The organism is Sphingomonas sp. (genome assembly GCF_965227385.1).
Classification (GTDB): domain Bacteria; phylum Pseudomonadota; class Alphaproteobacteria; order Sphingomonadales; family Sphingomonadaceae; genus Sphingomonas.
The window spans coordinates 1280779-1306329 of the sequence record NZ_OZ245750.1 but is presented as its reverse complement, the minus strand read 5'-3'; the positions used below and the strand labels follow the sequence as shown (position 1 = coordinate 1306329).

At 67.0% G+C, this 25551-nt stretch carries 25 protein-coding genes; 10 read left to right on the top strand and 15 right to left on the bottom strand.

Annotation, left to right across the window (positions count from 1 at the left end):
• Positions 1-7: 7 nt before the first annotated feature.
• The 6 genes from ACO05N_RS06335 to ACO05N_RS06310 all read right to left on the bottom strand — a co-directional run bounded on the left by ACO05N_RS06335 (position 8) and on the right by ACO05N_RS06310 (position 8275).
• On the bottom strand, positions 8-961 hold the full coding sequence (locus ACO05N_RS06335; protein ID WP_422056321.1) for a DnaJ C-terminal domain-containing protein: 954 nt from the start codon (positions 959-961) through the stop codon (positions 8-10).
• Between the two features lie 80 nt (positions 962-1041).
• A complete protein-coding gene (locus tag ACO05N_RS06330) occupies positions 1042-1920 on the bottom strand; it encodes a transglutaminase family protein (protein ID WP_422056320.1) in 879 nt (292 codons plus the stop codon).
• Positions 1920-4400: a circularly permuted type 2 ATP-grasp protein gene (locus ACO05N_RS06325; protein ID WP_422056319.1), complete on the bottom strand. Its 2481-nt coding sequence runs from the start codon at positions 4398-4400 to the stop codon at positions 1920-1922. The genes ACO05N_RS06330 and ACO05N_RS06325 overlap by 1 nt, the downstream gene beginning before the upstream one ends.
• Positions 4401-4472: 72 nt before the next feature.
• Positions 4473-6923: a DNA ligase D gene (gene ligD / locus ACO05N_RS06320; protein ID WP_422056318.1), complete on the bottom strand. Its 2451-nt coding sequence runs from the start codon at positions 6921-6923 to the stop codon at positions 4473-4475.
• Entirely contained in the window at positions 6910-7386 is a 477-nt protein-coding gene (locus tag ACO05N_RS06315; RefSeq protein WP_422056317.1) for an MgtC/SapB family protein, read from the bottom strand. The genes ligD and ACO05N_RS06315 overlap by 14 nt, the downstream gene beginning before the upstream one ends.
• A 4-nt stretch (positions 7387-7390) precedes the next feature.
• On the bottom strand, positions 7391-8275 hold the full coding sequence (locus ACO05N_RS06310; RefSeq protein ID WP_422056316.1) for a Ku protein: 885 nt from the start codon (positions 8273-8275) through the stop codon (positions 7391-7393).
• Between the two features lie 103 nt (positions 8276-8378).
• Between ACO05N_RS06310 and ACO05N_RS06305 the strand changes: the two genes are divergently transcribed.
• The 4 genes from ACO05N_RS06305 to ACO05N_RS06290 all read left to right on the top strand — a co-directional run bounded on the left by ACO05N_RS06305 (position 8379) and on the right by ACO05N_RS06290 (position 11537).
• Positions 8379-9899: a sodium:solute symporter family transporter gene (locus ACO05N_RS06305; RefSeq protein ID WP_422056315.1), complete on the top strand. Its 1521-nt coding sequence runs from the start codon at positions 8379-8381 to the stop codon at positions 9897-9899.
• Between the two features lie 65 nt (positions 9900-9964).
• Entirely contained in the window at positions 9965-10174 is a 210-nt protein-coding gene (locus tag ACO05N_RS06300) for a helix-turn-helix transcriptional regulator (RefSeq protein ID WP_300492665.1), read from the top strand.
• A complete protein-coding gene (locus ACO05N_RS06295; RefSeq protein ID WP_422056314.1) occupies positions 10146-10586 on the top strand; it encodes a hypothetical protein in 441 nt (146 codons plus the stop codon). Before ACO05N_RS06300 ends, ACO05N_RS06295 begins: the two co-directional genes overlap by 29 nt.
• Positions 10587-10619: 33 nt before the next feature.
• Entirely contained in the window at positions 10620-11537 is a 918-nt protein-coding gene (locus ACO05N_RS06290) for a TraB/GumN family protein (protein WP_422056313.1), read from the top strand.
• 63 nt (positions 11538-11600) lie between these two features.
• Here ACO05N_RS06290 and ACO05N_RS06285 read toward each other — a convergent pair whose 3' ends face one another.
• Positions 11601-12362 carry an exonuclease domain-containing protein gene (locus ACO05N_RS06285; protein ID WP_422056312.1) on the bottom strand — a complete coding sequence of 254 codons (762 nt, stop codon included), beginning with the start codon at positions 12360-12362 and terminating at the stop codon, positions 11601-11603.
• Positions 12363-12459: 97 nt separating this feature from the next.
• Here ACO05N_RS06285 and ACO05N_RS06280 point away from each other — a divergent pair, with 97 nt between their 5' ends.
• Positions 12460-13635, top strand: coding sequence for a tetratricopeptide repeat protein (locus ACO05N_RS06280; RefSeq protein ID WP_422056311.1), 1176 nt, complete (start codon positions 12460-12462; stop codon positions 13633-13635).
• A gap of 18 nt (positions 13636-13653) precedes the next feature.
• On the opposite strand, the gene pgmG is transcribed toward ACO05N_RS06280, so the two are convergent.
• From pgmG to ACO05N_RS06265, 3 genes are all read right to left on the bottom strand, one after another.
• Positions 13654-15036, bottom strand: coding sequence for a phosphoglucomutase/phosphomannomutase PgmG (gene pgmG / locus ACO05N_RS06275; RefSeq protein ID WP_422056310.1), 1383 nt, complete (start codon positions 15034-15036; stop codon positions 13654-13656).
• An 84-nt stretch (positions 15037-15120) separates the two neighbouring features.
• A complete protein-coding gene (locus ACO05N_RS06270) occupies positions 15121-15429 on the bottom strand; it encodes a J domain-containing protein (RefSeq protein WP_422056309.1) in 309 nt (102 codons plus the stop codon).
• Positions 15426-16226 carry a division plane positioning ATPase MipZ gene (locus tag ACO05N_RS06265; RefSeq protein ID WP_224922911.1) on the bottom strand — a complete coding sequence of 267 codons (801 nt, stop codon included), beginning with the start codon at positions 16224-16226 and terminating at the stop codon, positions 15426-15428. The genes ACO05N_RS06270 and ACO05N_RS06265 overlap by 4 nt, the downstream gene beginning before the upstream one ends.
• Before the next feature lie 77 nt (positions 16227-16303).
• On the opposite strand from ACO05N_RS06265, the gene panC reads away from it, so the two are divergent.
• Entirely contained in the window at positions 16304-17146 is an 843-nt protein-coding gene (gene panC, locus ACO05N_RS06260; protein WP_422056308.1) for a pantoate--beta-alanine ligase, read from the top strand.
• An 85-nt stretch (positions 17147-17231) separates the two neighbouring features.
• Complete coding sequence (locus ACO05N_RS06255) at positions 17232-17528, top strand: hypothetical protein (RefSeq protein ID WP_422056307.1); 297 nt, start codon at positions 17232-17234, stop codon at positions 17526-17528.
• A gap of 4 nt (positions 17529-17532) precedes the next feature.
• Here the strand turns inward: ACO05N_RS06255 and topA are convergent, their stop codons facing one another.
• Positions 17533-20073 carry a type I DNA topoisomerase gene (gene topA, locus ACO05N_RS06250; RefSeq protein WP_422056306.1) on the bottom strand — a complete coding sequence of 847 codons (2541 nt, stop codon included), beginning with the start codon at positions 20071-20073 and terminating at the stop codon, positions 17533-17535.
• 122 nt (positions 20074-20195) lie between these two features.
• Here topA and ACO05N_RS06245 point away from each other — a divergent pair, with 122 nt between their 5' ends.
• The gene (locus ACO05N_RS06245; RefSeq protein WP_422056305.1) at positions 20196-20648 is read left to right on the top strand and encodes a hemerythrin domain-containing protein; all 453 of its coding nucleotides are present in this window, start codon (positions 20196-20198) and stop codon (positions 20646-20648) included.
• A 17-nt stretch (positions 20649-20665) separates the two neighbouring features.
• On the opposite strand, the gene ACO05N_RS06240 is transcribed toward ACO05N_RS06245, so the two are convergent.
• From ACO05N_RS06240 to plsY, 3 genes are read right to left on the bottom strand one after another with little or no spacing between them, the layout of a single operon-like run.
• The gene (locus tag ACO05N_RS06240) at positions 20666-21349 is read right to left on the bottom strand and encodes a hypothetical protein (protein ID WP_422056304.1); all 684 of its coding nucleotides are present in this window, start codon (positions 21347-21349) and stop codon (positions 20666-20668) included.
• Positions 21346-22431, bottom strand: coding sequence for a DNA-processing protein DprA (gene dprA / locus ACO05N_RS06235; RefSeq protein WP_422056303.1), 1086 nt, complete (start codon positions 22429-22431; stop codon positions 21346-21348). The genes ACO05N_RS06240 and dprA overlap by 4 nt, the downstream gene beginning before the upstream one ends.
• Entirely contained in the window at positions 22424-23029 is a 606-nt protein-coding gene (gene plsY / locus ACO05N_RS06230; RefSeq protein ID WP_422056302.1) for a glycerol-3-phosphate 1-O-acyltransferase PlsY, read from the bottom strand. The genes dprA and plsY overlap by 8 nt, the downstream gene beginning before the upstream one ends.
• A 73-nt stretch (positions 23030-23102) precedes the next feature.
• On the opposite strand from plsY, the gene murI reads away from it, so the two are divergent.
• Positions 23103-23894: a glutamate racemase gene (murI, locus tag ACO05N_RS06225; RefSeq protein ID WP_422056301.1), complete on the top strand. Its 792-nt coding sequence runs from the start codon at positions 23103-23105 to the stop codon at positions 23892-23894.
• 15 nt (positions 23895-23909) lie between these two features.
• Here the strand turns inward: murI and ACO05N_RS06220 are convergent, their stop codons facing one another.
• Positions 23910-24077 carry a hypothetical protein gene (locus tag ACO05N_RS06220; RefSeq protein WP_422056300.1) on the bottom strand — a complete coding sequence of 56 codons (168 nt, stop codon included), beginning with the start codon at positions 24075-24077 and terminating at the stop codon, positions 23910-23912.
• 216 nt (positions 24078-24293) lie between these two features.
• Here ACO05N_RS06220 and hemA point away from each other — a divergent pair, with 216 nt between their 5' ends.
• Positions 24294-25535, top strand: a complete 1242-nt coding sequence (gene hemA, locus ACO05N_RS06215; RefSeq protein ID WP_422056299.1) for a 5-aminolevulinate synthase — start codon at positions 24294-24296, stop codon at positions 25533-25535.
• Positions 25536-25551 lie beyond the last annotated feature (16 nt).

Sequence of the window (25551 nt, the reverse complement as noted above, 5' to 3'; positions counted from 1 at the left end):
TATCCGATCAGACGCCCAGCCGGGCGCGCGGGTTCCCCTGATCGGTCCAGTCGGCAACAAATTCGGCCAGCTTGGCGTCACTGCCCGGGATCTCGATCATCAACGTGACGAGCAGGTCGCCGCGCGCGCTCTTGCCGTGAAAGCCGCGATCCTTGAGGCGCAGCGTCTTGCCCGAGCTCGATCCGGCGGGAACCTTGAGGTTCACCGGCCCTTCGGGCGTCGGCACGCGCACCGCCGCGCCCGCGACCGCTTCCTTGAGCGTGATCGGCAGATCGAGCCGGATATGGTCGCCGTCGCGGGTGAAGAAACGGTGCGGTTCGACCTCGATCGTCACGATCGCGTCGCCATTGCCGCCCGGCCCGGCGTCGCCCTTGCCCGCCAGGCGCATCTGGGTGCCGGTTTCGACGCCCTTGGGCAGCTTCAGGTCGATCGTCGATCCGTCGCGCAGCTGGATCCGCTGCGGCTTGAGCGCGGCGGCATCTTCGAACGGGACGCGCAGGCGATAGGCGATATTGGCGCCCTTGGCCGGAGGCGGGCGGCGGCCGAAACCGCTCGAAAACCCGCCCTGCTGGCCCCCGAAACCGCCGCCGCGGCCGCCGAACAGCCCCTCGAGAATATCCTCGAACCCGGCATCGCCGCCACCGCCACCGCCGAAGTCGAACTGCGCCCCGCCGGGCCGGAACCCGCCCTGCGGCCCGCCGCGCGCGCCGCCAAAGCCAGCGCCGAAGGGCGAGGTGGGGTTGCCGTCACCATCGATCTCACCCCGGTCGAAGCGGGCGCGCTTGTCCTTGTCCATCAGCAGGTCGTACGCCTGCGTCACGGTGCCGAACTTCTCCGCCGCCGTGGGATTGTCGCGGTTACGGTCGGGATGGAGCTCCTTGGCGAGCTTGCGATACGCTTTCTTGACCTCATCCTCGCTGGCCCCGCGCGAGATTCCCAAGGTTGCGTAAGGATCGGCCACGGTGTTTCCCTGTTGATTGTCGTTCGGCGTGTTATCCCGCTACATCGGCGCGGCAGGGGGCGAGTGCAAGGGTTGCACCCCTAATCCAGCGGCGCGACGTCCACCGACACCGTCATATTCTGCGCGCCCGACCCCAGCACGATGCCGTCGATCGGGGCGATGTCGGTATAGTCGCGGCCGATCGCGACAACGACATGATCGCTCGCCATCCAGATGCCGTTGGTCGGATCGACGCCGACCCAGCCGCGCTCCGGTCCGCACCACAGCAACACCCAGGCATGGGTGGCGTCCGCTCCGACCAGCCGCGGCTGGCCCGGCGGGGGCAGCGTGCGCAGATAGCCCGAGGCATAGGCGGCGGGCAGGCCGGAGGCGCGGAGGCCCGAGATCATGATCTGAGCGAAATCCTGACACACCCCGCCGCGCTTCAGAAACGCCTCACGCGGGGGCGTATCAACCAGGGTCGCGGTGGGATCGAACGCGAACGCGTTCTGGATGCGGCAGGCGAGCGCGATGGCGGCGTCGAGCGCGCCGCGACCCGGATCCAGCTCCTGCGCGCACCATTCCGCAATGTCGCGGTCGAGCGGGATCAGCGGCGAGGGAAAGAGATAGGAGGCTGGACTGGCAGGTCCCGCATCGCGGCTGGCGCGCGCATCCGCCGCGACCTGCGCCAGCGTCGGATCGTCGGAGCGCGGCATCGGCACCGGGCGGTCGACGGTGATGGTGCAGCTGCTTTCGATCGTCAGGCTCTGCACCGGCTGGGTCACCACCAGCCGCACGACATTGGCGAGGCCGGCCTCGGCACGCGCGGGCGCGGTGTTGCCGCCGGGCTGCACGCTGAGGCGATAATCGTGAAGCTCCTGCCCCGACCAGTGGATCGGTTTCAGCCGCAGGTTGCAGCGGGCGAAGCCAACCCGCTCGGCATAGTCGAAGCGGGTGACGTGGCGAATCGCATATCGCATCAGCCGACGACCAGCCCGGCAGCGCGCAAGGGTTCGGAGCCGTGGAGGAAGTAGCGGCGCGCAACGGCGTTCGACATGTCGGCGAGCTTGTTGTCGATCGCGAACAGCTGATCGCGCCCGAAACTGGCCGCCTGCGCCGTCGCGACCAGCGCGGCGAGTTCGCGCGCCAGCGCCTGTTGCGACTCGGCGATGCCATCGTCGGACAGGCGCGGCAGAGCTTCGAGATGGGCGGAGATCGCCGCGACCTGAAACGCGATGCCGCGCGGATTGCCGGGGTCGAGCGCGATCAGGTCGATCACCGGCACGCGCGCGATGCCGGTCAAATAGCGCTGGCGATAGCTGATCTGGCTGTCGGCAAGGTCGAGCAGCGCGGACAGGTCGTCGCTGGTCGCCTGCGGATCACCCAGCGCGAGCAGGGCGGAGACGGTCGCCACCGCACGCTCGACCCGGCGGCCCAGGTCATGGAAGCGCCATGCATCGGTGCGCGCCATATGTTCGGACGACAGGCCTGCCAGTGCCGAGTAGCGCCGTTGCAGCGATCCGGCGCGGTCGAGCGCGCTGCCGCGCGTCGGATAGGGCGCGTCGAGCAGGCGGATCATGTCGGCGGACAGCCGGTCGCGGCTGACTGCGCCGATCGCGCGCGCCTGACGGTTGATCGCGCGGACGCTGTACCAGCCATCTGTGGCGTCCATCGCGGCTTCGGCAAAGCGGGTGAGCTGGGCGCGGCCCAGGCTGTCGGGCTGCGGCGCTGCGCCAGCCTCGACCACCAGCCCGACCAGCCGCCCGACGGTGTCGGCGGCGAGCGCCGCGCCGCTGTCGGCACTGATCGAATGGCCGAGCAGCGCTCGGATCACGCCCAGCCGCGCCTCGCCGCGTTCGAGATAGCGGCCGAGCCAGAAGAGATTGTCGGCAACGCGGCTGGGCAGTGTGCCGGGGTTGCGGCGCAGCTGCGTCGTGTCGCTCGGCTGGAGCAAGGTGACCGGTGCGACCGGATCGCCGCCATGGATGACGACATCGGCGGACCAATTGCCCTCCCCCATCACCGCCGCGCGCGCGTCGGGCTTGTCACCGATCTGCGCGAAGCCGCCGGGCATGACATGCCAGCTGCCATCCGCACCGCGCGCGGCAAATACGCGCAGGGTAAAGGGACGCGCCTCCAGCCGGCCATTGCTGACCACCGGCATGGTCGAGAGGCGGACCACTTCCTGCCCGACATAGTCCTGTGGGCGGCGCGCGAGATCGGCGATCAGCGCCGCGCGCTGTTCGGGCGACAGGGCAGAGCCGAGCATCGGTTCGGTCAGGACGTTGGTCGCGACGCCGAACGCCGGTGCGATCACCATATTGTCGAGATCGCCCGCCACTTCGGCGCATTCGCGCGGCTGGCCGCACCACCAGGTGGCGATATTGGCGAGCTTCAGGCTCTCCCCTGTCAGACGGGCGCAAACGCGCGGCAGGAACGCGCCAAAGGCCGGTGCCTCGAGCATCCCGGCACCGGGCGAATTGGCAATCACCACCTCACCCTGCGCCATCGCGTCGATCAGGCCGGGCACGCCGATCGCGGAGTGAGAATCGAACGCGAGCGGATCGATCATGCGCGGGTCGACGCGGCGCCACAGCGCATCGACGCGCTTCAGGCCCGCGATGGTGCGCAGATAGACCCGGTCGTCGAGCACCGCGAGATCGCCGCCCTCCACCAGCAGAAAGCCGAGATAGCGAGCGAGATGCGCCTGCTCGGCATAGCTTGGATTGAGCCGCCCCGGCGTCAGCAGTCCGATGCGCGGATCGGCGCGCTTGCACCGCGCGGCAATTCCTTCGCGAAACGCGGCGAAGAACGGGGCATGGCGTTCGACATTGAGCCGCTGCTGCAGGCCGCCCAGCATCCGCGCGATGGCGAGCCGGTTCTCCAGCGCATAACCCGCCCCGGCGGGCGCGCGCAGATGATCGGCGAGCACGCGCCATTCGCCCGCCGGACCCCGGCACAGGTCGAACGCAACGAAATGCAGGTGACAGCCGCCCGGCGGCTCCAGCCCCATCATCGGGCGCAGGAAATAGGGGCTGCCGGTCAGCAGAGTCGCGGGCAGGCTGCCGCCGCGCACCAGATTCTGGGCGCCATAGCTGTCGACGAGGATCGCTTCGAGCAGATCGGCACGTTGGGCGACACCTGCGGCAATACCCTGCCACTCGGCCTTTTCGATCAGCAGCGGGACCGGGGAGAGCGGCCATGGCCGCTCCTCGCCCTCGCCGGGGATGCGAAAGCCGGTGCCGATATCCTCGGCATGACGTTGCGCCCGCTCGCGCGCGGCGGTGAGGTCGTCGCCCGCGCGCTCCGCCAGTTCCTCAAGTGCCGCATTCCACGCCGGATCGTCCAGCCCGGCGGCGTAGAGCATGTCGGTAGCCGGGGTCGCCGCGCGATAGTCGGTCAGCCAGCGCCGCGCGACCGCCGCCGTGTCTTCACCGATATCCGCAGCCGCGCTCGCCATGCATCGCCCCCTTTGCGGGTCTTTCTGTGACGGGCCGCGCCGGTGCGCGCAACAAGCTTTCGGTTCAGCCGCCTAAATGTCCGGCAGGATCTGATCCGCCTGACCCCAACCCGCGAGCGCGCGTCCGGTTGCGCGGTCGAGCAACGTCGCGGAATCGCGGACGCTGAATAGCTGCGCGCTGTCGGCGTCGCGCAGTTCGCTCCAGCTTAGCGGCACCGATACCGGCGCCCCGGGGCGGGCGCGTGCGACATAGGGCATCACCGCCGTGCTGCCGCGCTGGTTGCGCAGGTAATCGATGAAGATGCGGCCCTTGCGCTCGGCTTTCTTGAGGTTGGCGGTGAAGCGTTCCGGCTCGGCCTGTGCCAGCGCGCGGGCGAAGCGTTCGGCAAAGGATTTGGCGGCGGGCCACTCCGCCTGCGGGCTCAGCGGGACGATGACATGCACGCCCTTGCCGCCGGTGAGCATCGGGAAGCTGGTCAGGCCCATATCGGCGAGATGCTGTTTTAAATCCTCCGCCGCCTTCCTGACCCTGGCGAAGTCGAGCCCTTCGTCGGGGTCGAGGTCGAACACCAGCCGGTCGGGCTTTTCGACATCCTCCACCCGACTGCCCCAGCCGTGAAATTCGATTGTTCCCATCTGGACACAGGCGAGCACGCCATCGGCATCGTCGATCCAAAGATAGGGTTCGGTCGATCCGTCCTTTTCGCGAATGTCGACATGGTGGACATGCGCGCCAAAGCTGCCCGCGTCATGCTTCTGGAAGAAGCATTGCTTGGCACGCCCTTGGGGGCAGCGCACCAGGCTGATCGGGCGGTTGGCCAGCCAGGGCAGCAGGATCGGCGCAACCGCGGCATAATAATCGGCGAGCTGCCCCTTGGTGATCTTTGAATCGGGAAAGATCACGCGGTCGCGGTTGCTGATCTTCACGTCGCTCTGCGGCGCGGGCGGCGGCGGGGCGGCGGTTTCGGTCACGATTTCGTCGGCGGGCTTGTCGTCGCGCAGCGCGATGAAGCTCGCGTGGCGCACGACATGTTCGGCGGTGAATTCGGCAAACGCAACCTCTGCGACCAGCCTGGGCGAGACCCAGTGAGCGCCGCGTGCCGCGACCTTGGGCACATCGGCGGACGGAGTCTTGCGTGCGATGCGCGCGAGCTTGTCCATCAGCGCGGCGGAGTTCGATGCGTTAAATCCCGTACCGACCTTGCCCGCGTAGCGCAGCGCGCCGTCTTCGTGGACGCCGAGCAGAAGCGATTTCAGCCCGCGCCCGCTGGCGCTGCTGGGTAGCCAGCCGAGAATGACGAATTCCTGCCGCCGCGTGCATTTGGTCTTGAGCCAGCTCTTGCTGCGGGTGCCGCGATAGGGAGCGTCGGCGCGCTTCGAGATGACGCCCTCATGCCCCTCTCGACACATCGCCTCAAACAGCTTTTCGCCTGCGCCGAGCACATGTTCAGAGAAGAGCAGGCGCGGGTCGGCGCCGTCGAGCAGGGTGCGCAGCCGCTCCTTGCGAACGATCTGGGGCAGGCCGGTCAGGTCCTCGCCATCCTGTTCGAGCAGGTCGAAGGCGAAGAAGGCAAGGTCGCCGCTGCCGCTGGCAAGCGTGTCCTGCAGCGTCGAGAAGTCGGGCTTGCCGTCCTTGAAGGCAACCACTTCGCCATCGATCAGCGCGGAGGATGCGGGGAGCGTCGCGGCCGCCTGCGCGATCCCGGTGAACTTGTCGGTCCAGTCCAGCCCGCTGCGGGTGTAGACGCGCGGCCCGCCTTTTCCGATCGCGACCAGCGCGCGGTAGCCGTCATATTTCATCTCGTGCAGCCAACCATTGCCGGCGGGGACCGAGTCGACGAGCGTGGCGAGCTGGGGTGGGCGGAAGGCGGGGCGGCTTCCACCGGACCGCTTCGCGGTCCGCGTGCGCGCCTGCGTCCGCCCCCCGGACGGCCGCTGTTCGGCGCGCACACCGTCCGCAATCTCCTGCATCGTCCGCCCGGTGGCGACGCTGGTCAGGCCCATTTCGACCAGCGCATCGGTCGCGCCGGCATGGGCGTCGTCGATCTTGCGCAGCAGCCAGTTCTCGCGCTTTTCCTTGCCGCGCGGCTTGAGGCGGATCAGCAGCCACTCGCCCTTCATCCGCTCGCCGTCGAGGGTGAAGTGGAGATGGCCCTTTTCCAGATCCCTGGCGCTCTTGCCCGGTACGGGTGCCCAGGTCCCGCGGTCCCACAGCATCACCGTCCCGCCACCATATTCGCCCTTGGGGATCGTCCCCTCGAACGTCGCATAGGACATCGGGTGATCCTCGGTCCGCACGGCGAGGCGCTTTTCGCCGGGATCGAGACTGGGTCCGCGCGTCACCGCCCAGCTCTTGAGCACGCCGTCGATCTCGAGCCGAAAATCCCAGTGAAGGCGGGTGGCGTCATGCTTCTGGACCATGAAGGTCCGGCCCTCGCCCTTGGCAAGCTCGCCGCGCGGCTCGGCCGTCTTCGCGAAATCGCGCATCGCGTTGTAGCGTGCGAGCGGGTCAGTCCTGGCCATTACTTTTCCTGAAGGCGCGCAGTTCGATCCAGCCGAACAGGGTGAGCAGCAGCACCGACCCCAGCGTGCCGATCACCGCGATCGGGTACAGCCCCGCACCAAATGCGATCCCGATCGACGCGGCGAGCCAGATATGCGCGGCGGTGGTGAGGTTCTTGACCTCACCCTTGGCGAACACGATCAGCGCGCCGCCGATGACACCGGCCATCGCCGCCGTCCCTTCGATCACGCGGAGCGGGTCGGCCTGGGATTCGGTGCCGCCGAGCTGGTAGTAGAGCGCCAGTGCGCACAGCGTGATCAGCGCGGCGGAGAAGCACAGGATCGCATGGGTGCGCAGCCCCGCGCCATGCCCGCGCACCTCGCGATCGAGGCCGAGCAGCAGTCCCGCAATGGCGGCTCCGCCGAGCCGCAACCACGGGTCCCAGCCGAGCGCGTCGAACGTGACCGGCGGATTCAGCTCCATCGCTTCATGCCCGCTTGCGCGCTGGCGCCTTCGCCGCCGGCTTTTTCGCTGGAGCCTTCTTTGCGGGCGCCTTGCTCGCCGACTTTGCAGAACCGCCCGGCTTTTCGAGGCTCTTCTTGAGCGCCGCCATCAGGTCGACGACGTTCGATCCGCGCGCATCGTCGCCCGAATCGCTGTCCTCGATGATCTTGCGCTTGCCCTTCTGCTTCTGCTTGCGCGCGATCAGGCCCTTGAGCGCGTCGACATAGCGGTCGTGGAAGGTGGCGGGATCGAACTTCGCCGATTTCTTGTCGATCAGCGATTCGGCGAGGCCGAGCAGGTCGGCGTCGGGCTCGGCATCGGGGATGTCGCGGAAATAGCCCTGCGCCTTGTGTACCTCATCGGCATAGCGCAGCGTTTCCAGCACCATGCCGCGCCCGCACGGCTTCAAGCTGACGACATATTCGCGCCCGCGCATCGCCAGCTGGCCAAGCCCGACCTTCTTCGTGCGCTTGAGCGCCTCCCGCAGCACGACAAACGCTTCTTCGGCGAGGTCGTCGGCGGGAACGACGAAATAGGGCTTTTCGTAATAGAGCACGTCGATCTCATGCGCGTCGACGAACTGGGTCAGCTCCAGCGTCTTCTTGGACTCGAGCTTGACCGCATCGATCTCGTCCTGGTCGAGCAGGACATATTCGCCCTTTTCGACCTCGAACCCCTTCATGATTTCGTCGGTGTCGATCGGGCCGATGCCGGGCACGACCTTTTCATATTTGATGCGCTTGCCGGAAGGTTCGTGGACCTGATGGAACGCGACCTGGGCCCCCGATTTGGTGGCGCTGTAGATTTCGACGGGGATAGAGACCAGCGCGAGACGGATCTGCCCCTGCCAATATGCGCGCGCTGCCATCGGACATCCTTTTGTTGCGAGGCCGATTCAAAGCGTGAGTGCGGGAGTCGTTCCGCAACTTGCCGCGTGACCTTGGAAAGACCTCTGCTACACGTTTCCGATGATGCTGCATTTCGCCGCGCTCGACTGGCTGGTGGTCGGGCTTTACCTTGCCGTGCTGGCCGGACTGTCCTGGCATTTCAACCGGGTCGAGACGCGCAATGCCGGGGACTATTTCCTCGCGGGAAACAGCGTGCCGGCGTGGCTGGCCGCCGTGTCGGTGCTGGCGACGCAGCAGTCGGCGGCGACCTTCCTTGGCGCGCCCGACTACGGATACCGCAGCGATTACAGCTATCTCGGCGCCGTAGTGGGCGCGGTGCTCGCGGCGTTCTTCGTCGCGCATGTGCTGATTCCGCGCTTCTACGCGCTGCGCGTCGCCACCGTCTATGAGCTGCTCGAGACGCGGTACGACGCGCGGGCGATGCGTTGGGCTGGGGGCATGTATCTGGCGGGGCGCATCTTGTCGGGCGGCGCGCGCGTGTATCTCGCCGCGATCGCCATCGCGATGGTCGGGTTCAACGCGATCGATGCCGGGTCGATCATCCTATCGGCGGCGGCGGTGATGCTCGCGAGCCTCGCCTTCACGCTGCGCGGGGGATTGAAGTCCGTCATCTGGAACGATTTCGTCCAGTTCATCGTCTATGCCGGTGCGGCCGTGGCGGTGCTGATCTTCCTGCGCGCCGCGATCCCGCTCGACAACGCGGCGCTGATCGATGCACTGCGCAACGCGCCCGATGGCACCGACAAGCTGCGGCTGTTCGATCTGTCGACCGATCTGTCCAAGCCCTTTACCCTGCTCGCCGCCGTCACCGGGCTGTTCCTGCTCAATACTGCCAGCGCGGGGCTGGATCAGGATACAACCCAGCGCCTGCTCGCGAGCCCCGATGCGAAAACCGGCGCGCGCAGCCTGATCATGTCTGCGCTGGGCAGCGTGCCGATCATCGCGATCTTCGTGACGATCGGGGTGATGCTGCACATCTTTTACGACCGGCCCGACATCATGGGGACGACCAACAGCGTGTCGGCGAACTTTGCGGGCGAGAAGATCACGGTGTTCGTCCACTATATCCTGACGCAGTTGCCTCCGGGCCTGCGCGGGCTGGTGACGATTGGGGTAATCGCAGCGGCGGTGTCCACCGTGACCTCGGCGCTCAATTCGATGTCGTCGGTGGTGGTCAGCGATTTCTACCGCCCGTGGCGCGAGTCGCGCGGGGGAGCGGAGGACCGGCATTATGTCCATGCCGGGCGCTGGGGCATGGCAGCGGTGGCAGTGGCGATGTTCGCGACCGCTGTGCTGAGTTATTACTGGCAGAAGCATAGCGACATGCCGCTGCTCGAATTCGTGCTGTCGGTGATGGCGTTCGCCTATGCCGGGCTGCTCGGCGTCTATGCCGTCGCCTTGTTCACGACGCGGGGCAGCACGGCGTCGGTGATCGCGGCTTTGCTCACCGGGTTCGTCACCGTGTTCCTGCTCCAGCCCTTTGCGTTTGGATCGACCGCGCTCGCCTTCCCCTATCAGCTGTGCATCGGCACCCTCGCCGCCGCCATCGTCGCCGCGATCCCACGGGGCAAAAAATCCGCTTGACGCGTGTAATGGTAACCTGACATATAGTCACCCGTGGCTGACACAATGTCAGGGAACAGTGACGAATGCGGAACCGTCTGAAAGTGCTGCGCGCCGAACGCAACTGGAGCCAGTCCGAATTGGGCGGGCATCTGGGCGTGTCGCGACAGGCGGTGAATGCGATCGAGACGGGGAAGTACGATCCCTCGCTCCCGCTCGCCTTCCGCATCGCCCGACTGTTCGACCTGAGCATCGAGGAGATTTTCGATGACGCGGAGCACGACGATGGCGAATGAAATGAAGGACGGCCTGGCCGCCGCCCGCGCCCGCACACGACGCCAGCGGATCATCCTGTTCACGCTGATGGGTGCCGGCGCAGTGGTCGGCTTTTTCTCAGGTATGTTCGAGGCCGACGGCGGTGCGTTTCTGGAAGGCATCCCCGCCGCCTGGGCGATCACCGCGTCGCTGATCACCACGATTGCCCTCGTATATGGCAGCTGGCGCTATTACCGGGTGACCGACGAGCTGGACCAGCGCGACAATCTCTGGGCCTCGGCAGTCGCAATCAACTTCTACTTCGCCCTCTACGCCAACTGGTATCTGCTGTGGCGTGGCGAGCTGGTCCGCGAGCCGCAGCATGAGGCGCTCGCCATCGCGACCTTCGCGGTGATGATGCTGGCCTATGGCTACAAGAAATTACGTCCCTGAACTGAACCAACCCCTTGTTATCGGAGAGTTATGATGAAGAAGTTCCTGCCGCGCGCAGCGACTGCGCTCGCCCTGTTGTTCGTCGCTCCTGCCGCCCTGGCACAGCAGGCGCCGGCCCCCGCCCCGGCCGCTGCGGTCAAGGACGCCGATCCGGCGCTGTGGGTGGTCAAGGATGAGGACACCACGATCTATCTGTTCGGCACGATCCACGTGCTGCCGTCCAACCTGACCTGGTTCGACGAGGCGGTGAAGACCGCGTTCGACGCGAGCGGCGAGCTGGTCACCGAAATCGGCGACATGCCCGATCCGGCAAGCGTCCAGCCGCTGATCATGAAATATGGCGTCGCCGCGACCGGCCCCGCGCTGGCCGACCGCCTGCCCGCCGACAAGCGCGAAGCCTTTGCCAAGGCCGTGGCCGATGCCGGCATTCCGGCTGAAGCCTTTGCCCGGCTGAAGCCGTGGTTCGCAGCCAACCAGCTGTCGCTCGTCGCGCTGATGAAGGCAGGCTACAACCCGGCATCGGGCGCCGAAACCACGCTGACGACGGCGGCCAAAGCGGCGAACAAGCCGATCTCCGGCGTCGAGACCATCGAGCAGCAGTTCGGCTTTTTCGACAGCCTGTCGGAGGCCGCGCAGATCCAGTTCCTGACCGAAACGCTGGCGCAGCTCGGCCAGATCGGCCCCGAATTCGAGAAGATGGTCGCCGAATGGTCCGAGGGCGATGCCGAGGGCCTGGCCGCGATCATGAACGAGGCGATGCGCAGCTCGCCCGAGCTCAGCAAGATGCTGCTCGCCGACCGCAACGCACGCTGGGCCGAATGGATCGACACGCGGCTCGACAAGCCGGGCGTGGTGTTCATGGCGGTCGGTGCGGGGCACCTGTCCGGCCCGGACAGCGTCCAGGTCATGCTCGAAAAGCGCAAGATCAAGAGCGCGCGGATCGAATATTGAGGGCCGCATATTCCTCCCCTGAGCGTGCTCAGGGGAGGAACGCGGTGAGAGGCGCATCTTTTCTCAGAACAAGTCCGGCTGGCGGACCGGTTTGAACTCCGGCCCGCGGCCGCGGCGGCGTTCCAGTTCGACCTGGGCGGTGTAGCGAATGTCCGCGTCCCGATCCTGCAGAAAGGCGTCGAGCGACTCGTCGTCGATCTCGCTCCATTCCTTTCCGCGATCCGGACCATAGCGGACGCGGGGGAGCAGGCCGGGCAGCTTCGACCATTCGATCAGCTGCGCGACCCCCGCCTCGTTCAGCATGTCGCGCAGATGGTGCGCGGTGACATAGGCGTCGGGAAAGGCGCGGTGCGCGGGCAGGCCGCGCTCATGCTCCAGCCCCTCGGGCATGCGATAATAGCGCAGGAACTGGTTGGAGAAGCCCGGGCTGTCGCGCCACAACCGCAGCGCGCATTTGTATGTGCAGATCCAGTCCGCCCCGCGCGTCAGCGCCGGCGTGCAGAACTGCTCCTCGAAGCTGGCGCGATGCGCCGCCAGCGCGACGCGACGCGGCCAGGGGTCGAGCACCGGGCGCGCCACATCGTGCCACCACGGCGCGTTCGCCACGTCCTCGTCGCGGATATGGTGGATCGCCATGGTCAACGGCGGGATCGGGCGGCCGGGATTGACCAGCCGCGCACCGCCCTCGCCCTCCAGCTCCCACCGCCCGTCCTTGCCCAGCGCGACGTCCTGCCAGCCAATTTCGCACACCCCGTGCTGGGGGGGTGCGTTGCCGGTGGTCTCAAGGTCGATGACGCGGATGATCTGGGGCGGGGCGGAAGCCATACCCCCATGTGGCCTGCCCTGCCGCAATTTGCCACCCCCACGCCGCCGTCAGAGATCGTCGCTGGCGCGCGGACCATGGTGCGATAGGATGCAGCGCATGCATCTGTTGCGCCGCCTGCTGCTGTTTCTGTCGTTGACGCTGGCCAGCCCGGCGCTGGCGGGCGTGTCGGCGCTGCCCGCGACTGCCGCCGCGCCGCGCTGCATCGAGCTGGCCGGGGGCGACGCAGCGCGAGCGCGCTATATCGCCGCGCGCCGCGCCGAGCTCGCCGCATGCGACCCCGCCAAGCCCACGCTGGAATGCGCTGCAAGCTGGGGCAAACTGCTGGTCGCTTCACGCGACGCCGGTGATCTCGCGGTGGCCGAGCGCTATGCGCCACTGTTTCACACCGACCGGCGGCCCATGGCGCGCACGCCTCAACTCGTCCGCACCTATCTCCACCTCGGCTACGCGATGGAGCAGCAAGCGTGCTTTACTGAAGGCGAGCCGCTCTATCGCATGGCGCTCGCACTGGCGGACGACGGCGGCTCGGACCCATTAGAGGTCGCCGACATCTATTACGCGCTGGCGTGGAACCTGAGTTATCAGGAGCGCCACAAGGAAGCCGAAGCGACGATGCGAGCCACGCTGGCGCTGCGCGCGCGGACCCTGTCGGCAGGCGACCGCGCGATCCTGCAGACGCAGCAGGATATCGCCTATATGCTTGAGGATCAGGGCCGGTTCGCCGAGGCCGAAGCGCTCTATGCGCCATTGCTGGCGGCGCGGGAGCGGCTGGCCGACGATCGCGGCAAGCTCGATCTGGCGGTGACCTATACCAATCTCGGCTACAACCTCGCCAGCCAGGGAAGGCTGGCCGAGGGCGAGGCACTGTTCCGCAAGGGGCTGGATGCCGCCGCCGCGCGGGTCGGCGATTCCGACCCGATGATCGCCAAGGGGCGCAGCTACGTCGCCGCCATCATCGCGAAACAGGGCCGACCCGACGAGGCGGAAAGCTGGTATCGCCGCGCGCTTGCGGTGCTGATCCGCCGACCAGCGATGGACCCGGATCGTGCGCGGGCGATCCTGGGGCTGGCAACGCATCTCCAGGCGAGCGGGCGGGCGCCGCAGGAAGCACGTTCGCTGCTGCGCGTCGCCGCCGATGATGCGCGGTTGCGGCAACAGCTTCACACCGGCTTTTCACGCGATGCGCAGGCTGCTCTGGACCGTAGCGCCCCGATCTATGCCGCGCAGGTCCGTGCGGCATGGGATCTGGCGCAAGGCAAACCCGGCGGCTGAACCCGCTGGCCGCTCAACTCAATGCCCTGCCTGCGGCCCGCGCTCCAGCCCGCTGGCGGCAAGCTGCGCATCGATCATCGCCAGCAGCCGCTGCAGCGCTGCCTCGTCCTTTGCCTCGGCGCGGGCCACGAGCACGTCCTGGGTGTTCGACGCGCGCAGCAGCCACCAGCCATCGGGGGTGTTGACCCGCGCGCCATCGGTGTCGTTGACGTCGGCACCCTCGGCCTTGAGCCGTTCCAGCACTTCGTCGATCACCGCGAACTTGCGGCTTTCATCGACCTGGAAACGCATTTCCGGGGTGTTGACGATGGCCGGCATCGCGCTGCGGATCTCGCTCATCGAGCGGCCGATCAGGTGGACCGCGTTGATCAGCTGGACCGCGGCATATTGCGCGTCGTCGAAGCCGTAATAGTCCTGCGCGAAGAAGATGTGCCCGCTCATCTCGCCCGCCAGCGGCGCGCCGGTTTCCTTCATCTTGGTCTTGATCAGGCTGTGGCCGGTCTTCCACATCAGTGGCTGGCCGCCGAGTTCCGCGATGCGGTCGTACAGCGCCTGGCTGGCCTTCACGTCGGCGATGATCGTCGCGCCGGGGTCCTTGCGCAGGACAGGTTCAGCCAGAATGGACAGAAGCTGATCGCCCCAGATCACGCGGCCCTGCCCGTCGATCGCGCCGATCCGGTCGCCATCGCCATCGAACGCCAGTCCGAAATCGAGGTTCTTCTCCGCGACCAGCGCCTTGAGGTGCGCCAGATTCTTCTCTTCGGTCGGATCGGGATGATGATTGGGGAAATTGCCGTCCACATCGGTGAACAGCGTGTGATGCTCACCGGGCAGCAGCTGCACCAGCTTGTCGATCACCGGGCCGGCGGCGCCATTGCCGGCGTCCCAGCCGATACGGAAGCTGCCGCCCGCATAGCCGGCGAGCAGGCGCCCGACATAATTGTCGAGGATATCGGCGTCGCCGACCGTGCCTTCGCCCTCTTCCCAATCGCCTTCGGCAGCCATCTTGCCCAGCGTCTGGATGTCCTGGCCAAAGAATGGACGGTGCTGAAACACCATCTTGAAGCCGTTGTAATCGCCGGGATTGTGGCTGCCGGTTATCTGGATGCCGCCATCCACCTCTAGCGTCGCTTCGGCGTAATAGAGCATCGGGGTCGGCCCGAGCCCGATCCGCACCACGTCGCAGCCCGATGCCGTCAGACCCTCGACCAGCGCGGCCTCAAGCTCCGGCGAGGAGACGCGCCCATCGCGACCGACCGCGACGCGCGTGCCACCGGCGCGGCGCATCAGGGTGGCAAAGCCGCGCCCGATCGCGCGCGCATCGTCGGCGCCCAGCGTCTTGCCCACGATTCCGCGAATGTCATATTCGCGCAGCGAGGTCGGATCGAAACGATGGGTCATTGGGCCTCCAGAAAATTCGACGCGCTTCATTTCGCGCGCGTTACGCAAAGTGCAACCGTCAAACGCGGCTAATGGCAATGCGTTTCAGTTTTTCGGGTCGGACTTGGGTTTGAGCAGCGTATCGCGCGCGGCGTTGACCTGGCGCGTCAGCTCGGGCGAGCCGCCGCGGTCGGGGTGGACGCTGGTGATCAGTCGGCGGTGGGCGGCGCGGATCGCGTCCGCATCGGCGCCCGGCGCCACGCCCAGGATCGCATAGGCGGCTGCCTCTTCGGGATCGCGCGCGGCGGGTGCCGGAGCCGGCTTGGGCGTGCCAGGCAGTGGGCGGCCCCACCCATGCCATAGCCGCCAGCCGAGCCAGGCGAGCAGCAGGCCGATCAGGAATTTGAAGATCATGCGAAGAGCGGCATTGCCGACTCCAGCTCGGGCAGGGCAAGGCCGGCCATCATCTCGCGCAATTCCTGCCGCGCCGCGACATGCGCCAGGCCCATTTCGCCGAACTCGCGGCTGTCGAGCATGGTCAGGCCCTTGGGGAACAGCTCGCGATAGATCACGCGCTCCGACAGGCCGGGGATGACGCGGAAGCCGACGCGCTTGGCGAGCTGGTCGATCGCCTCCGACACGCGCTTCATGTTGCGCGCCTCGATATGCTGCATGCGGTTGCGCAGGACGACCCAGTCGATCGTCTGCCCGTCCGCCTTGGCGCGGCGCTTGCGCGAATCCCAGATCAGTTCGGAATAGAAGCTGGGCCGGGTCACGCGGAAGGTATCCGGATCAACCTGCCCGATCAGATCGAAATCCACGAAGCTGTCGTTCATCGGCGTCACCAGCGTGTCGGCGTTGGTGATCGCGATCCGCCCGAACTTGTCGTCGCGCCCCGGCGTGTCGATGATCAGGAAGTCGGTATCCTGCCCCAGCCGCTCCAGTGATTCCGAGAAGCGGGCGATATTCTCGCCGTCGTGCGTTTCGTAGCGCGGCATCGGCAGCGGACGGCCGACGCGCTCCATCGTCTGCCGCCGGTTGTCGAGGTAACGGCCCATCGTGCGCTGGCGATGGTCGAGGTCGAGGCACGACACCCGCGCGCCCTTCATCGCGAGTGCGATCGCGGTGTGGACAGCGGTCGTCGATTTGCCGGTCCCGCCCTTTTCGTTGGCGAAGACGATCACGTGCAGCGAGTTCGTTGCGTCGGTCACTCAACTTCCCTGATTGAACAGCCGGCCCGCCCCCCATAGAAGGCCGCGCTTCGTTCCATATCCAAGGCCTTGTGCGCGTGCAAACCATCCGTCAGCTCTCCGAACTTCGCGATACCGTTTCGGGATTCCGCGCCAATGGGGAGCGGGTCGCGTTCGTCCCCACCATGGGCGCGCTGCATGCCGGGCACATGGCGCTGGTGGCGCAGGCGAAGCTGGCCGGGCAGCGCGTGGTCGTGTCGATCTTCGTCAACCCCAAGCAGTTCGGACCGAACGAGGACCTGGCCCGCTATCCGCGCAAGGAACTGGCCGATTCGCGCATGCTGGCCGAGGCTGGCGTCGACCTGCTCTGGATGCCGCCGGTCGAGGTGATGTACCCGGAGGGCCACGCGACCAACATTTCGGTGGCGGGTGTGAGCGAGCCGCTGGACGGCGCCGCCCGGCCCGGCCATTTCGACGGCGTCGCGACGGTGGTCGCCAAGCTGTTCAACCAGGTGAAGCCCGATGTCGCGCTGTTCGGGGAAAAGGATTTCCAGCAGCTGGCGGTGATCAGGCGCATGGTCGCCGACCTCGATTTCGACATCGAGATCCGCGGCGTGCCGACCCAGCGCGACGATGACGGGCTCGCCCTCTCCTCCCGCAACGCCTATCTCGCGCCCGAGGACCGCGCGGCGGCAGTCGCGCTGCCGCGCGCGCTGGGTGTCGCGGTGCGCGGGATCGAGAAGGGCGACGATCCCGCCGCCGCGCTCGACACCGCGCGCGCGTCGCTGGAAGCGGCCGGGTTCGAGGTCGATTATGTCGAGCTGGTCGATGCCGACAGCCTGGGTGCGCCGGTCGCGGGCCAGCCCCGGCGCCTGCTTGCCGCCGCGCGGATCGCGGGCACACGGCTGATCGACAATGTTGCGGTGGCGGCCCCGGATTGAACGGTAAAGCGCGTTAACCATTTGCTTACCATGACTGGCCCAAGTTCGCTTCCATGATGAGAGCGATCAAAAGTGGGGCAAAGTCATGGGCAACAGCATTAAGAGCGCACAGTTCCTGATCGACAGCCGGCTGGCCGATGCGGCGCGCGGTAGCGTCGACGCGGCCTACGAGCTCGGGATGGTCTATTCGAGCGGCGCGTCGGGCGTCGAGATGGACCTGATCGAAGCGCATAAGTGGTTCAACATCGCCGCCCTCGGGGGCAGCGCCGAGGCGCCCTATATGCGCGCCGAAGTCGCGGAAGACATGACCGCGCGCGAAATCATCGAAGCGCAGAAACAGGCCCGCGCCTGGCTGCAGCTGACCAGCCTGCGCGCGGCCTGATCCGTTACGCCTTCGCCGCCGCCTTTTTCTTCGGCGCGGCCTTCTTTGCCGGAGCCTTCTTCGCCGGAGCCTTGCGCCCGCCCTTCTTCTTGGCGGGACCGGCTGCAGCCTTGGCGTCGATGAGCTGCACAGCCTCGTCGAGCGTCAGCGCGGCCTGATCGACCGTCTTGGGCAACGTCGCATTGGTCGTGCCGTCGGTGAGATACGCGCCATAGCGCCCCTCCATCAGCTTGATCTCCGCGCCCGACACCGGGTGTGCGCCCAGCACCTTCAATGGCTCACGCGATCCGCGCTGCGGCCGTCCGCCGCCCGCCGCCGCTTCGGCCAGCTTGACCACGGCGGCATTCATGCCGGTTTCGAACACTTCGGTCGTCGAGGCCAGCCGCGCATATTTGCCGTCATGCGCGAGATACGGGCCATAGCGGCCGATCGACGCGGTGATCGGGTTGCCCGTTTCCGGATGATTGCCGATCGTGCGCGGCAGGTTGAGCAGCTTGACCGCCCAGTCCAGATCCAGTTCGGGAATATCCTTGGGGATCGACGCGCGCGCCGCCTCCTTGCCCTCGCCGCGCTGGATGTACGGCCCGAACCGGCCCGAGCGGCGCGAGATATCCTCGCCCGTTTCCGGATCCTGTCCGATCACCTCCGGCCCGCTATCGCCGCCCTCTTCGCCGCCCGGCTGGCCGAAGCGGCGGGTGAATTTGCAGTCGGGATAGTTGGAGCAGGCGACGAACGCACCGAACTTGCCGCCACGCAACGCCAGCTTGCCAACGCCACATGACGGGCAGAGGCGCGGATCGGTGCCATCGCCCTTGTCGGGGAAGAGATAGGGTTCGAGGAACTTGTCGAGCTCGGCGGTCACCTCGCTCGGCTTTTGCTCCATGACTTCCGCCGTGCGCGGTTGGAAATCGCGCCAGAAGGCGGCGAGCACCGCCTGCCACCCGGCACGCCCGCCCGACACGTCGTCCAGCTCTTCCTCAAGCCCGGCCGTGAAGTCGTAATTGACGTATTTCTCGAAGAAGCGCTCAAGGAAGGCGGTCAGCAGCCGCCCGGTTTCCTCGGCGAAGAAGCGGTTCTTCTCAACCCGCACATAGGCGCGGTCCTTGAGCACCTGAATGATCGAGGCATAGGTCGAGGGGCGGCCGATGCCGAGTTCCTCGAGCCGCTTGACCAGCGACGCTTCGGAGAAGCGCGGCGGCGGCTGGGTGAAATGCTGTTCGGCGTCGACGCCCTTCTTGGCCGGGGTGTCGCCCTGACGGATGATCGGCAGGCGGCGCGAATCCTCGTCACCTTCGTCGTCGCGGCCTTCTTCGTACAGGGCGAGATAGCCCGGGAAGAGCACGACCTGGCCGGTGGCGCGCAGCGCGTCCTGGCCGGTCGGCTCCTCCAGCTCGACCGTGGTGCGTTCCATCCGCGCGCTCGCCATCTGGCTGGCCAGCGCGCGCTTCCAGATCAGATCGTAGAGCTTGGCGTGGTCGCCCGAACCGGCGCGATCCTTGCTGAAATCGGTCGGGCGGATCGCCTCATGCGCTTCTTGCGCATTCTTGGCCTTGGTCTGGTACTGGCGCGGCTTGTCGGGGACATAGGCGCCCGAATAGCGATCATGGATCGCCTTGCGCGCGGCGTCGATGGCGCTGCCGTCCATCTGCACGCCGTCGGTCCGCATATAGGTGATCGCGCCATCCTCGTAGAGCGCCTGCGCGATCCGCATCGTGTGGCTGGCGGAGAAGCCAAGCTTGCGCGCCGCCTCCTGCTGCAGGGTCGAGGTGGTGAAAGGCGGCGGCGGGTTGCGCATCGCCGGCTTGGTCTCGACGCTCGCGACGCTGAAGCGGCCCTGTTCCACCGCCGCCTTGGCGCGCATCGCCACGCCTTCGGTGCCGATCGACAGCCGGTCGAGCTTCTTCCCCTCGAACCGCACCAGCCGCGCGTCGAACGCGGTGCCGTCATGTTCGAGATGCGCGACGACCGACCAATATTCCTGTGCCTTGAACAGCTCGATCTCGCGCTCGCGCTCGACGATCAGGCGCAGTGCAACCGACTGGACGCGGCCCGCGGATTTGGCACCGGGCAGCTTGCGCCACAGCACCGGCGAGAGGGTGAAGCCGACCAGATAGTCGAGCGCCCGGCGCGCACGATAGGCGTCGATCAGGTCAGTATCGAGCTGGCGTGGCTGCGCCATCGCCTGAGTCACCGCCGCCTTGGTGATCGCGTTGAAGGTGACGCGCTCGACCTCCTTGGGGAGCGCCTTCTTCTTCGCGAGCACTTCCTGGACGTGCCAGCTGATCGCCTCCCCCTCGCGATCGGGGTCGGTGGCAAGGATCAGACGATCGGCCTTCTTCGCCTCGTCGGTGATCGCCTTGAGCTGCTTGGCCTTGTCGGGATAGGTTTCCCACTCCATCGCAAAGCCGTCATCGGGCTGAACCGATCCGTCCTTGGCCGGCAGGTCGCGGATGTGACCATAGGAGGCGAGGACGCGATAGTCCTTGCCCAGATATTTCTCGATGGTTTTCGCCTTGGCGGGCGATTCGACGATGACGAGCTGCATGAAATCTGGCGGTCCTTACGTGTACGCGCGAGGATGGGGAGGCTGAATAGCGGGCGTCAAGCGGAACGCCACCCCCTCTTAACCTCCATCGTCTATAAGAGTCGGCAGAGGAGGGGGCGGCAGTGGTTTCGATCGAACGTCTGATAGACGAGCATGCGCAGATCAGCGCCTGTGCCGATGCGCTCAGGCGGGCCGTCGCCACCGCATCGCCGACGATGCTGCGTACGACGATCGTCGCGCTCGATACCCACCTGATCGCGCACCTCGCGACCGAGGATCGCGACGTCTACCCGCATCTGCTCGCCAAGGGCGACATGGCGCAGCGTGAGGCCGCGCAGATCGCGATGGGCGATTTCGACCAGCTTGCCAGCGAATGGCGCGCCTATGTCGAAGAATGGACGGCCGACGAGATCGAGAACGATCGCGAGCTGTTCGTCGAGGCGAGCAAGCGGGTGCTGTCCGCGCTGTCGGCGCGGGTGCGGATCGAAAACGAGATCCTCTACCCGCTGGCGCTTGCCTGCGGCACGCTTACCCTGCGCGAGGCGGGTGCGCGGATGGTCGAAGCACGGGCGTAGCTGCGCCGAAATCGTGGCTAGCCAAACACATCCTCATGCATCCGGTGTGACGGCAGGGTCAGCCGGTATGCCGCGCCGGCAACTGCCCATCCCGCCATCGTGATGACCCCGAAGCCAAGGTTGGCGAACACGGTGAACTCGATCGATTCATAGGTAAGGTGATACTCGACGGCGGTGGCGACGGCCAATCCGACCAGCAGCGCGACGACCGGGAACAGCAGGATGGCATGGACCATCGCCAGCGGCCACACCGCACGCCGCGTGCGGTGCCAGCTGCCGGCGAGACTTGCGAACAGACCGGTGCCCTCGACCGTCGCCATGCCGAGCGCCGCGGACGTCCGGGCGGCGAGATACAAACCCGGCACGAGCAGCAGAATGTAACCCAGCCCGAGCATCGTCCACAGGCCAAGCTGGAGCATGATGACGATGAACGGGGCAAGCAGGCGAACGGTTACGCCACGCGCGCTGTCGGAAAAGGCCTGACGGAGCAGGAGATATTGCAGGAATCCCTGCAGCACCACGGGCGCGACCGCCATCGTGACCTGCGCGCTCCACGACGCATCCTGATCCTCGATCCAGATGCCGAACATGACGTAAATCGCGGTGGCGAGAACGAAGGCCAGCGGATGCGCCCCGATCAGCGCCGAGGCTTCGCGAAGGATTTCGGCGACCTCAAGCCGGTCGGGGTCGTGCCCGGTCAATACAGGCTCACCCGACCGCCGGCATGCCGCTCCAGCCGGCCGGCGAGTTCGAGTTCGAGCAGCACCAGCTGCACCGCCGCGCCGGGCAGGCCGGACTGGCGGATCAGTTCGTCGACCGGAACGGGGACCGGACCGAGCAGCCCCTCGACCCGTTTGCGTTCCGACGCATCAGGTTCGCTGCCTGGCCCGGCATCGAACCGCGACACGGGCGCGCGCACGGCGCGGGCGTCGATCGGGCGGATCATTTCGAGGATGTCGTCGACCCCCTGCACCAATGTCGCGCCCTCCCGGATCAGCAAGTTGCACCCCTGTGCACGCGGGTCGAGCGGGGAGCCGGGGACGGCCATAACCTCACGCCCGGCCTCCGCCGCGATTCGCGCAGTGATCAGCGATCCGGACCGTGGCGCGGCCTCGACCACCACCGTCCCCTGGGCGAGTCCGGCGATGATGCGGTTGCGTGAGGGAAAATGGCGCGCGAGCGGTTCGGCGCCGGGCGGCTGCTCGGCGATCAGCAGGCCGCGCTGCGCGACCTGTTCCTGGAGTTCGGCATTTTCGGGCGGAAAGGCGATGTCGATCCCGCTCGCGATCACACCGACCGTCCCGCGGGCGAGCGACCCATGATGCGCGGCGGTGTCGATGCCGCGCGCAAGACCGGAGACGATGGTCGCCCCCGCCTCCCCCAGCCCCTGCGCAAGTTGCCGCGCGAAGCGACACGCCGCCGCCGACGCGTTGCGCGCGCCGACCATCGCCACACAGGGCCGCGCGAGCAGCCCGATATCGCCGCGCACGATCAGCGCGGGGGGCGCGTTTTCAAGCTCACCCAGCAACGCCGGATAGTCGGGATCGTCGAGAAACACATGGCGCGCGCCCAGTCGTGCCGCGACCGCCAGTTCGCGCCGGACCTGTGCGGGATCGGCCAGTGCCGGTGTGTGACCACCCCCGCGCAGCGCGAGCGTCGGCAGCGCGTCGAGCGCCGCCTGTGCGTCGCCGAAACGCGCGATCAGCTGGCGATAGGTGACCGGGCCGATTCGCGGCGACCGGATCAGGCGAAGGCGGGCGAGGCGCGCCGCCTCGTCAGCCATGGTTTCGCCCGATGCGCGGCTCGGTCCCCGCCATCAGCCGCTCGATATTCTCGCGATGTTTCCACAGCACGATCAGCGCGAGCACGACCAGCAGCATCACGATGTCGAACCGGTCCAGCAACGCCGCGCTGACGGGCGCGCTGATCGCCGCCGCCATCCCCGCGACCGATGAAATTCGCAGCGTCGCCAACAGCCCCAGCCACACCACCGCGAACACGATTCCCGACGGCCAGTGCAGCGCGAGCACGATGCCCATCAGCGTCGCGACGCCCTTGCCGCCCTTGAACTTGAGCCAGACCGGGTAGCAATGCCCGACAAATGCAGCCGCCGCCGCCAGCAGTTCGAGACCGGGCCATAGCGCATGCGCGATCCATACCGCCGCCGCACCCTTGAGCAGATCGAGCAGCAAGGTCGCGGCTGCCAGCCCCTTGCGCCCGGTCCGCAACACATTGGTCGCGCCGATATTGCCCGATCCGATCTGGCGCAGGTCGCCCGCCCCGGCGAGGCTGGTCAGGATCACTCCGAACGGGATCGACCCGAGGAGGTAACCCAGCGCGATGGCGAGCACCGGCGCGATACTGGCGAGTTGCGTCTGCATGAGTCCCCTTACTTGCACAAAGGCTAGGGTCTTCGGTAAGCGCACGCAACAATCTCGATCAGCGGGCACCAGCATGGCCGATTCCCGGCCCCTTCTCTTTTTCGACTCGGGCGTGGGCGGGCTGTCGGTGATGGCACCGGCGCGGGCGCTGCTGCCCGCCGCGCCGCTGGTCTATGTCGCCGACAGCGCCGGATTTCCCTATGGCACGCGCAGCGAGGGCGAAATCGCGACGCGCGTGCCCGCGCTGCTCGGGCGGCTAGCGGAGCGTTACCGGCCGCGGTTGATCGTCATCGCCTGCAATACCGCATCGACGATTGCACTGTCCCATGTCCGCGCCGCGCTCGACGTGCCGATCGTCGGCACGGTGCCGGCGATCAAGCCGGCAGCCGAAGTGTCGGTTACGCGTGTGATCGGCGTGCTGGGGACGCAGGCGACGGTGCGCCAACCCTATGTCGACGATCTGGCCGCGCGCTTCGCCGCCGACTGCACCGTGCTGCGCCATGGCAGCGCCGAGCTGGTCCAGCTTGCCGAGGCGAAGCTGCGCGGCGGTGCAGCCGACAGCGCGCCGTACCGTGCGGTGCTGGATGGGCTGTTCGGGCAGGCGGGGGGCGATCGCATCGACGTCATCGTCAACGCCTGCACCCATTTTCCGCTGGTCGAGGCCGAACTCGCCGCCGCCGCGCCGCACCGCGTGCGCTTCGTCGATGGCGGGCCGGGCATAGCGCGGCGAATCGCCCATCTGACAGCGGGGCAGGACTGGCCGGACCGCCCTGCGCCAGGGGTCGCGGTATTCACCGCCGCGCCCGATCCCGCGCTGGTACCGGCATTGGCGACCTATGGCCTCGACCGGGTCGAGACGCTGTGACCCACCGGCGGCGGTTCAGCGCAGCGGAATCGCCGGAGTCTCGATCATCACCTTGACGCGCTTGGCATAGCCATCGGCCATGGCGAGATGGGCGTGGCGGGCGCCCGAGTCGCTGGCCTTTGCAGCCCGGTCGCGTTCGGCCCGTTCGCGTTGCGCAAAGTAATCGATTTCGCTCTGCGACATCGTAAATCTCCCAGTTTTGAAGCGGGAGCGCGTTGGTCTCTCAGCTGCGGACATGCCCGAAGCCCGGTTCCACAGTGGCACCTTCATAGCACATTGCGGGCACATGAGTCCTGATCTGGGGCAAGCGGAGGCGCAACAAAAGCCCGATCGCCCTGATCAAAAAACTAGGTGATCGCCGCAGTGGCGCGGCGCCGAGAATTTCGCTAACGGGGCTGGATGACCAGCGAGGCAACTCCGCGCGCGGTGGATTATACGCGTGTGTTCAACCAGGCGATCGACCGGCTGCACGCCGAAGGCCGATATCGCGTCTTCATCGACATCTTGCGCAACAAGGGCATGTTCCCGAATGCGCGCTGCTTTGCCGGGCATAACGGGCCAAAGCCGATCACCGTGTGGTGCTCGAACGACTATCTCGCCATGGGCCAGCATCCCGAGGTGATCGCGGCGATGGAAGAAGCGCTGCACGATGTCGGCGCCGGATCGGGCGGCACCCGCAATATCGGCGGCAACACCCATTATCATGTCGATCTGGAAGGCGAGCTGGCCGATCTGCACGGCAAGGAAGCGGCGTTGCTGTTCACCAGCGGCTATGTCTCGAACGAAGCGACGCTGTCGACGCTGGCCAAGGTGCTGCCGGGTTGCATCATCTATTCGGACGAGCTGAACCACGCGTCGATGATCGCGGGCATCCGCAATTCGGGGTGCGAGAAGCGGGTGTGGCGGCACAACGACCTTGCCCATCTGGAGGAATTGCTGGCCGCGGACGATCCGGCGGTACCCAAGCTGATTGCGTTTGAAAGCGTCTATTCGATGGACGGCGACGTCGCCCCGCTGCACGCGATCTGCGACCTGGCCGACAAGTACAACGCGCTCACCTATCTCGACGAAGTCCATGCCGTCGGCATGTACGGTGCCCGTGGCGGCGGGATTTCGGAGCGGGACGAGGCCGCGTCGCGCCTGACGATCATCGAGGGGACGCTGGGCAAGGCGTTCGGCGTGATGGGCGGCTATATCGCCGCGGATCGGACGATCGTGGATGTCATCCGCAGCTATGCGCCCGGCTTCATCTTCACCACCTCGCTGTCGCCCGTGCTGGTTGCCGGCGCGCTGGCGTCGGTACGCCACCTCAAGCGATCGAGCGCGGAACGGGACGGGCAGCAGGCGGCGGCGGCAAAGCTCAAGGCGATGTTCGCCGATGCCGGGTTGCCGGTGATGGACAGCACGACCCACATCGTGCCGCTGATGGTCGGCGACCCCGTGCGCGCGAAGAAGATCAGCGACATTCTGCTGGCCGAATATGGCGTCTATGTTCAGCCGATCAATTATCCGACGGTGCCGCGCGGGACCGAGCGTCTCCGCTTCACGCCCGGCCCGGCGCATGACGAAACGATGATGGCGGAGCTTACCGCCGCGCTGGTCGAGATCTGGGAACGCCTGGAGCTGCGCGCCGCAGCCTGACATGCACCGCCCGGGC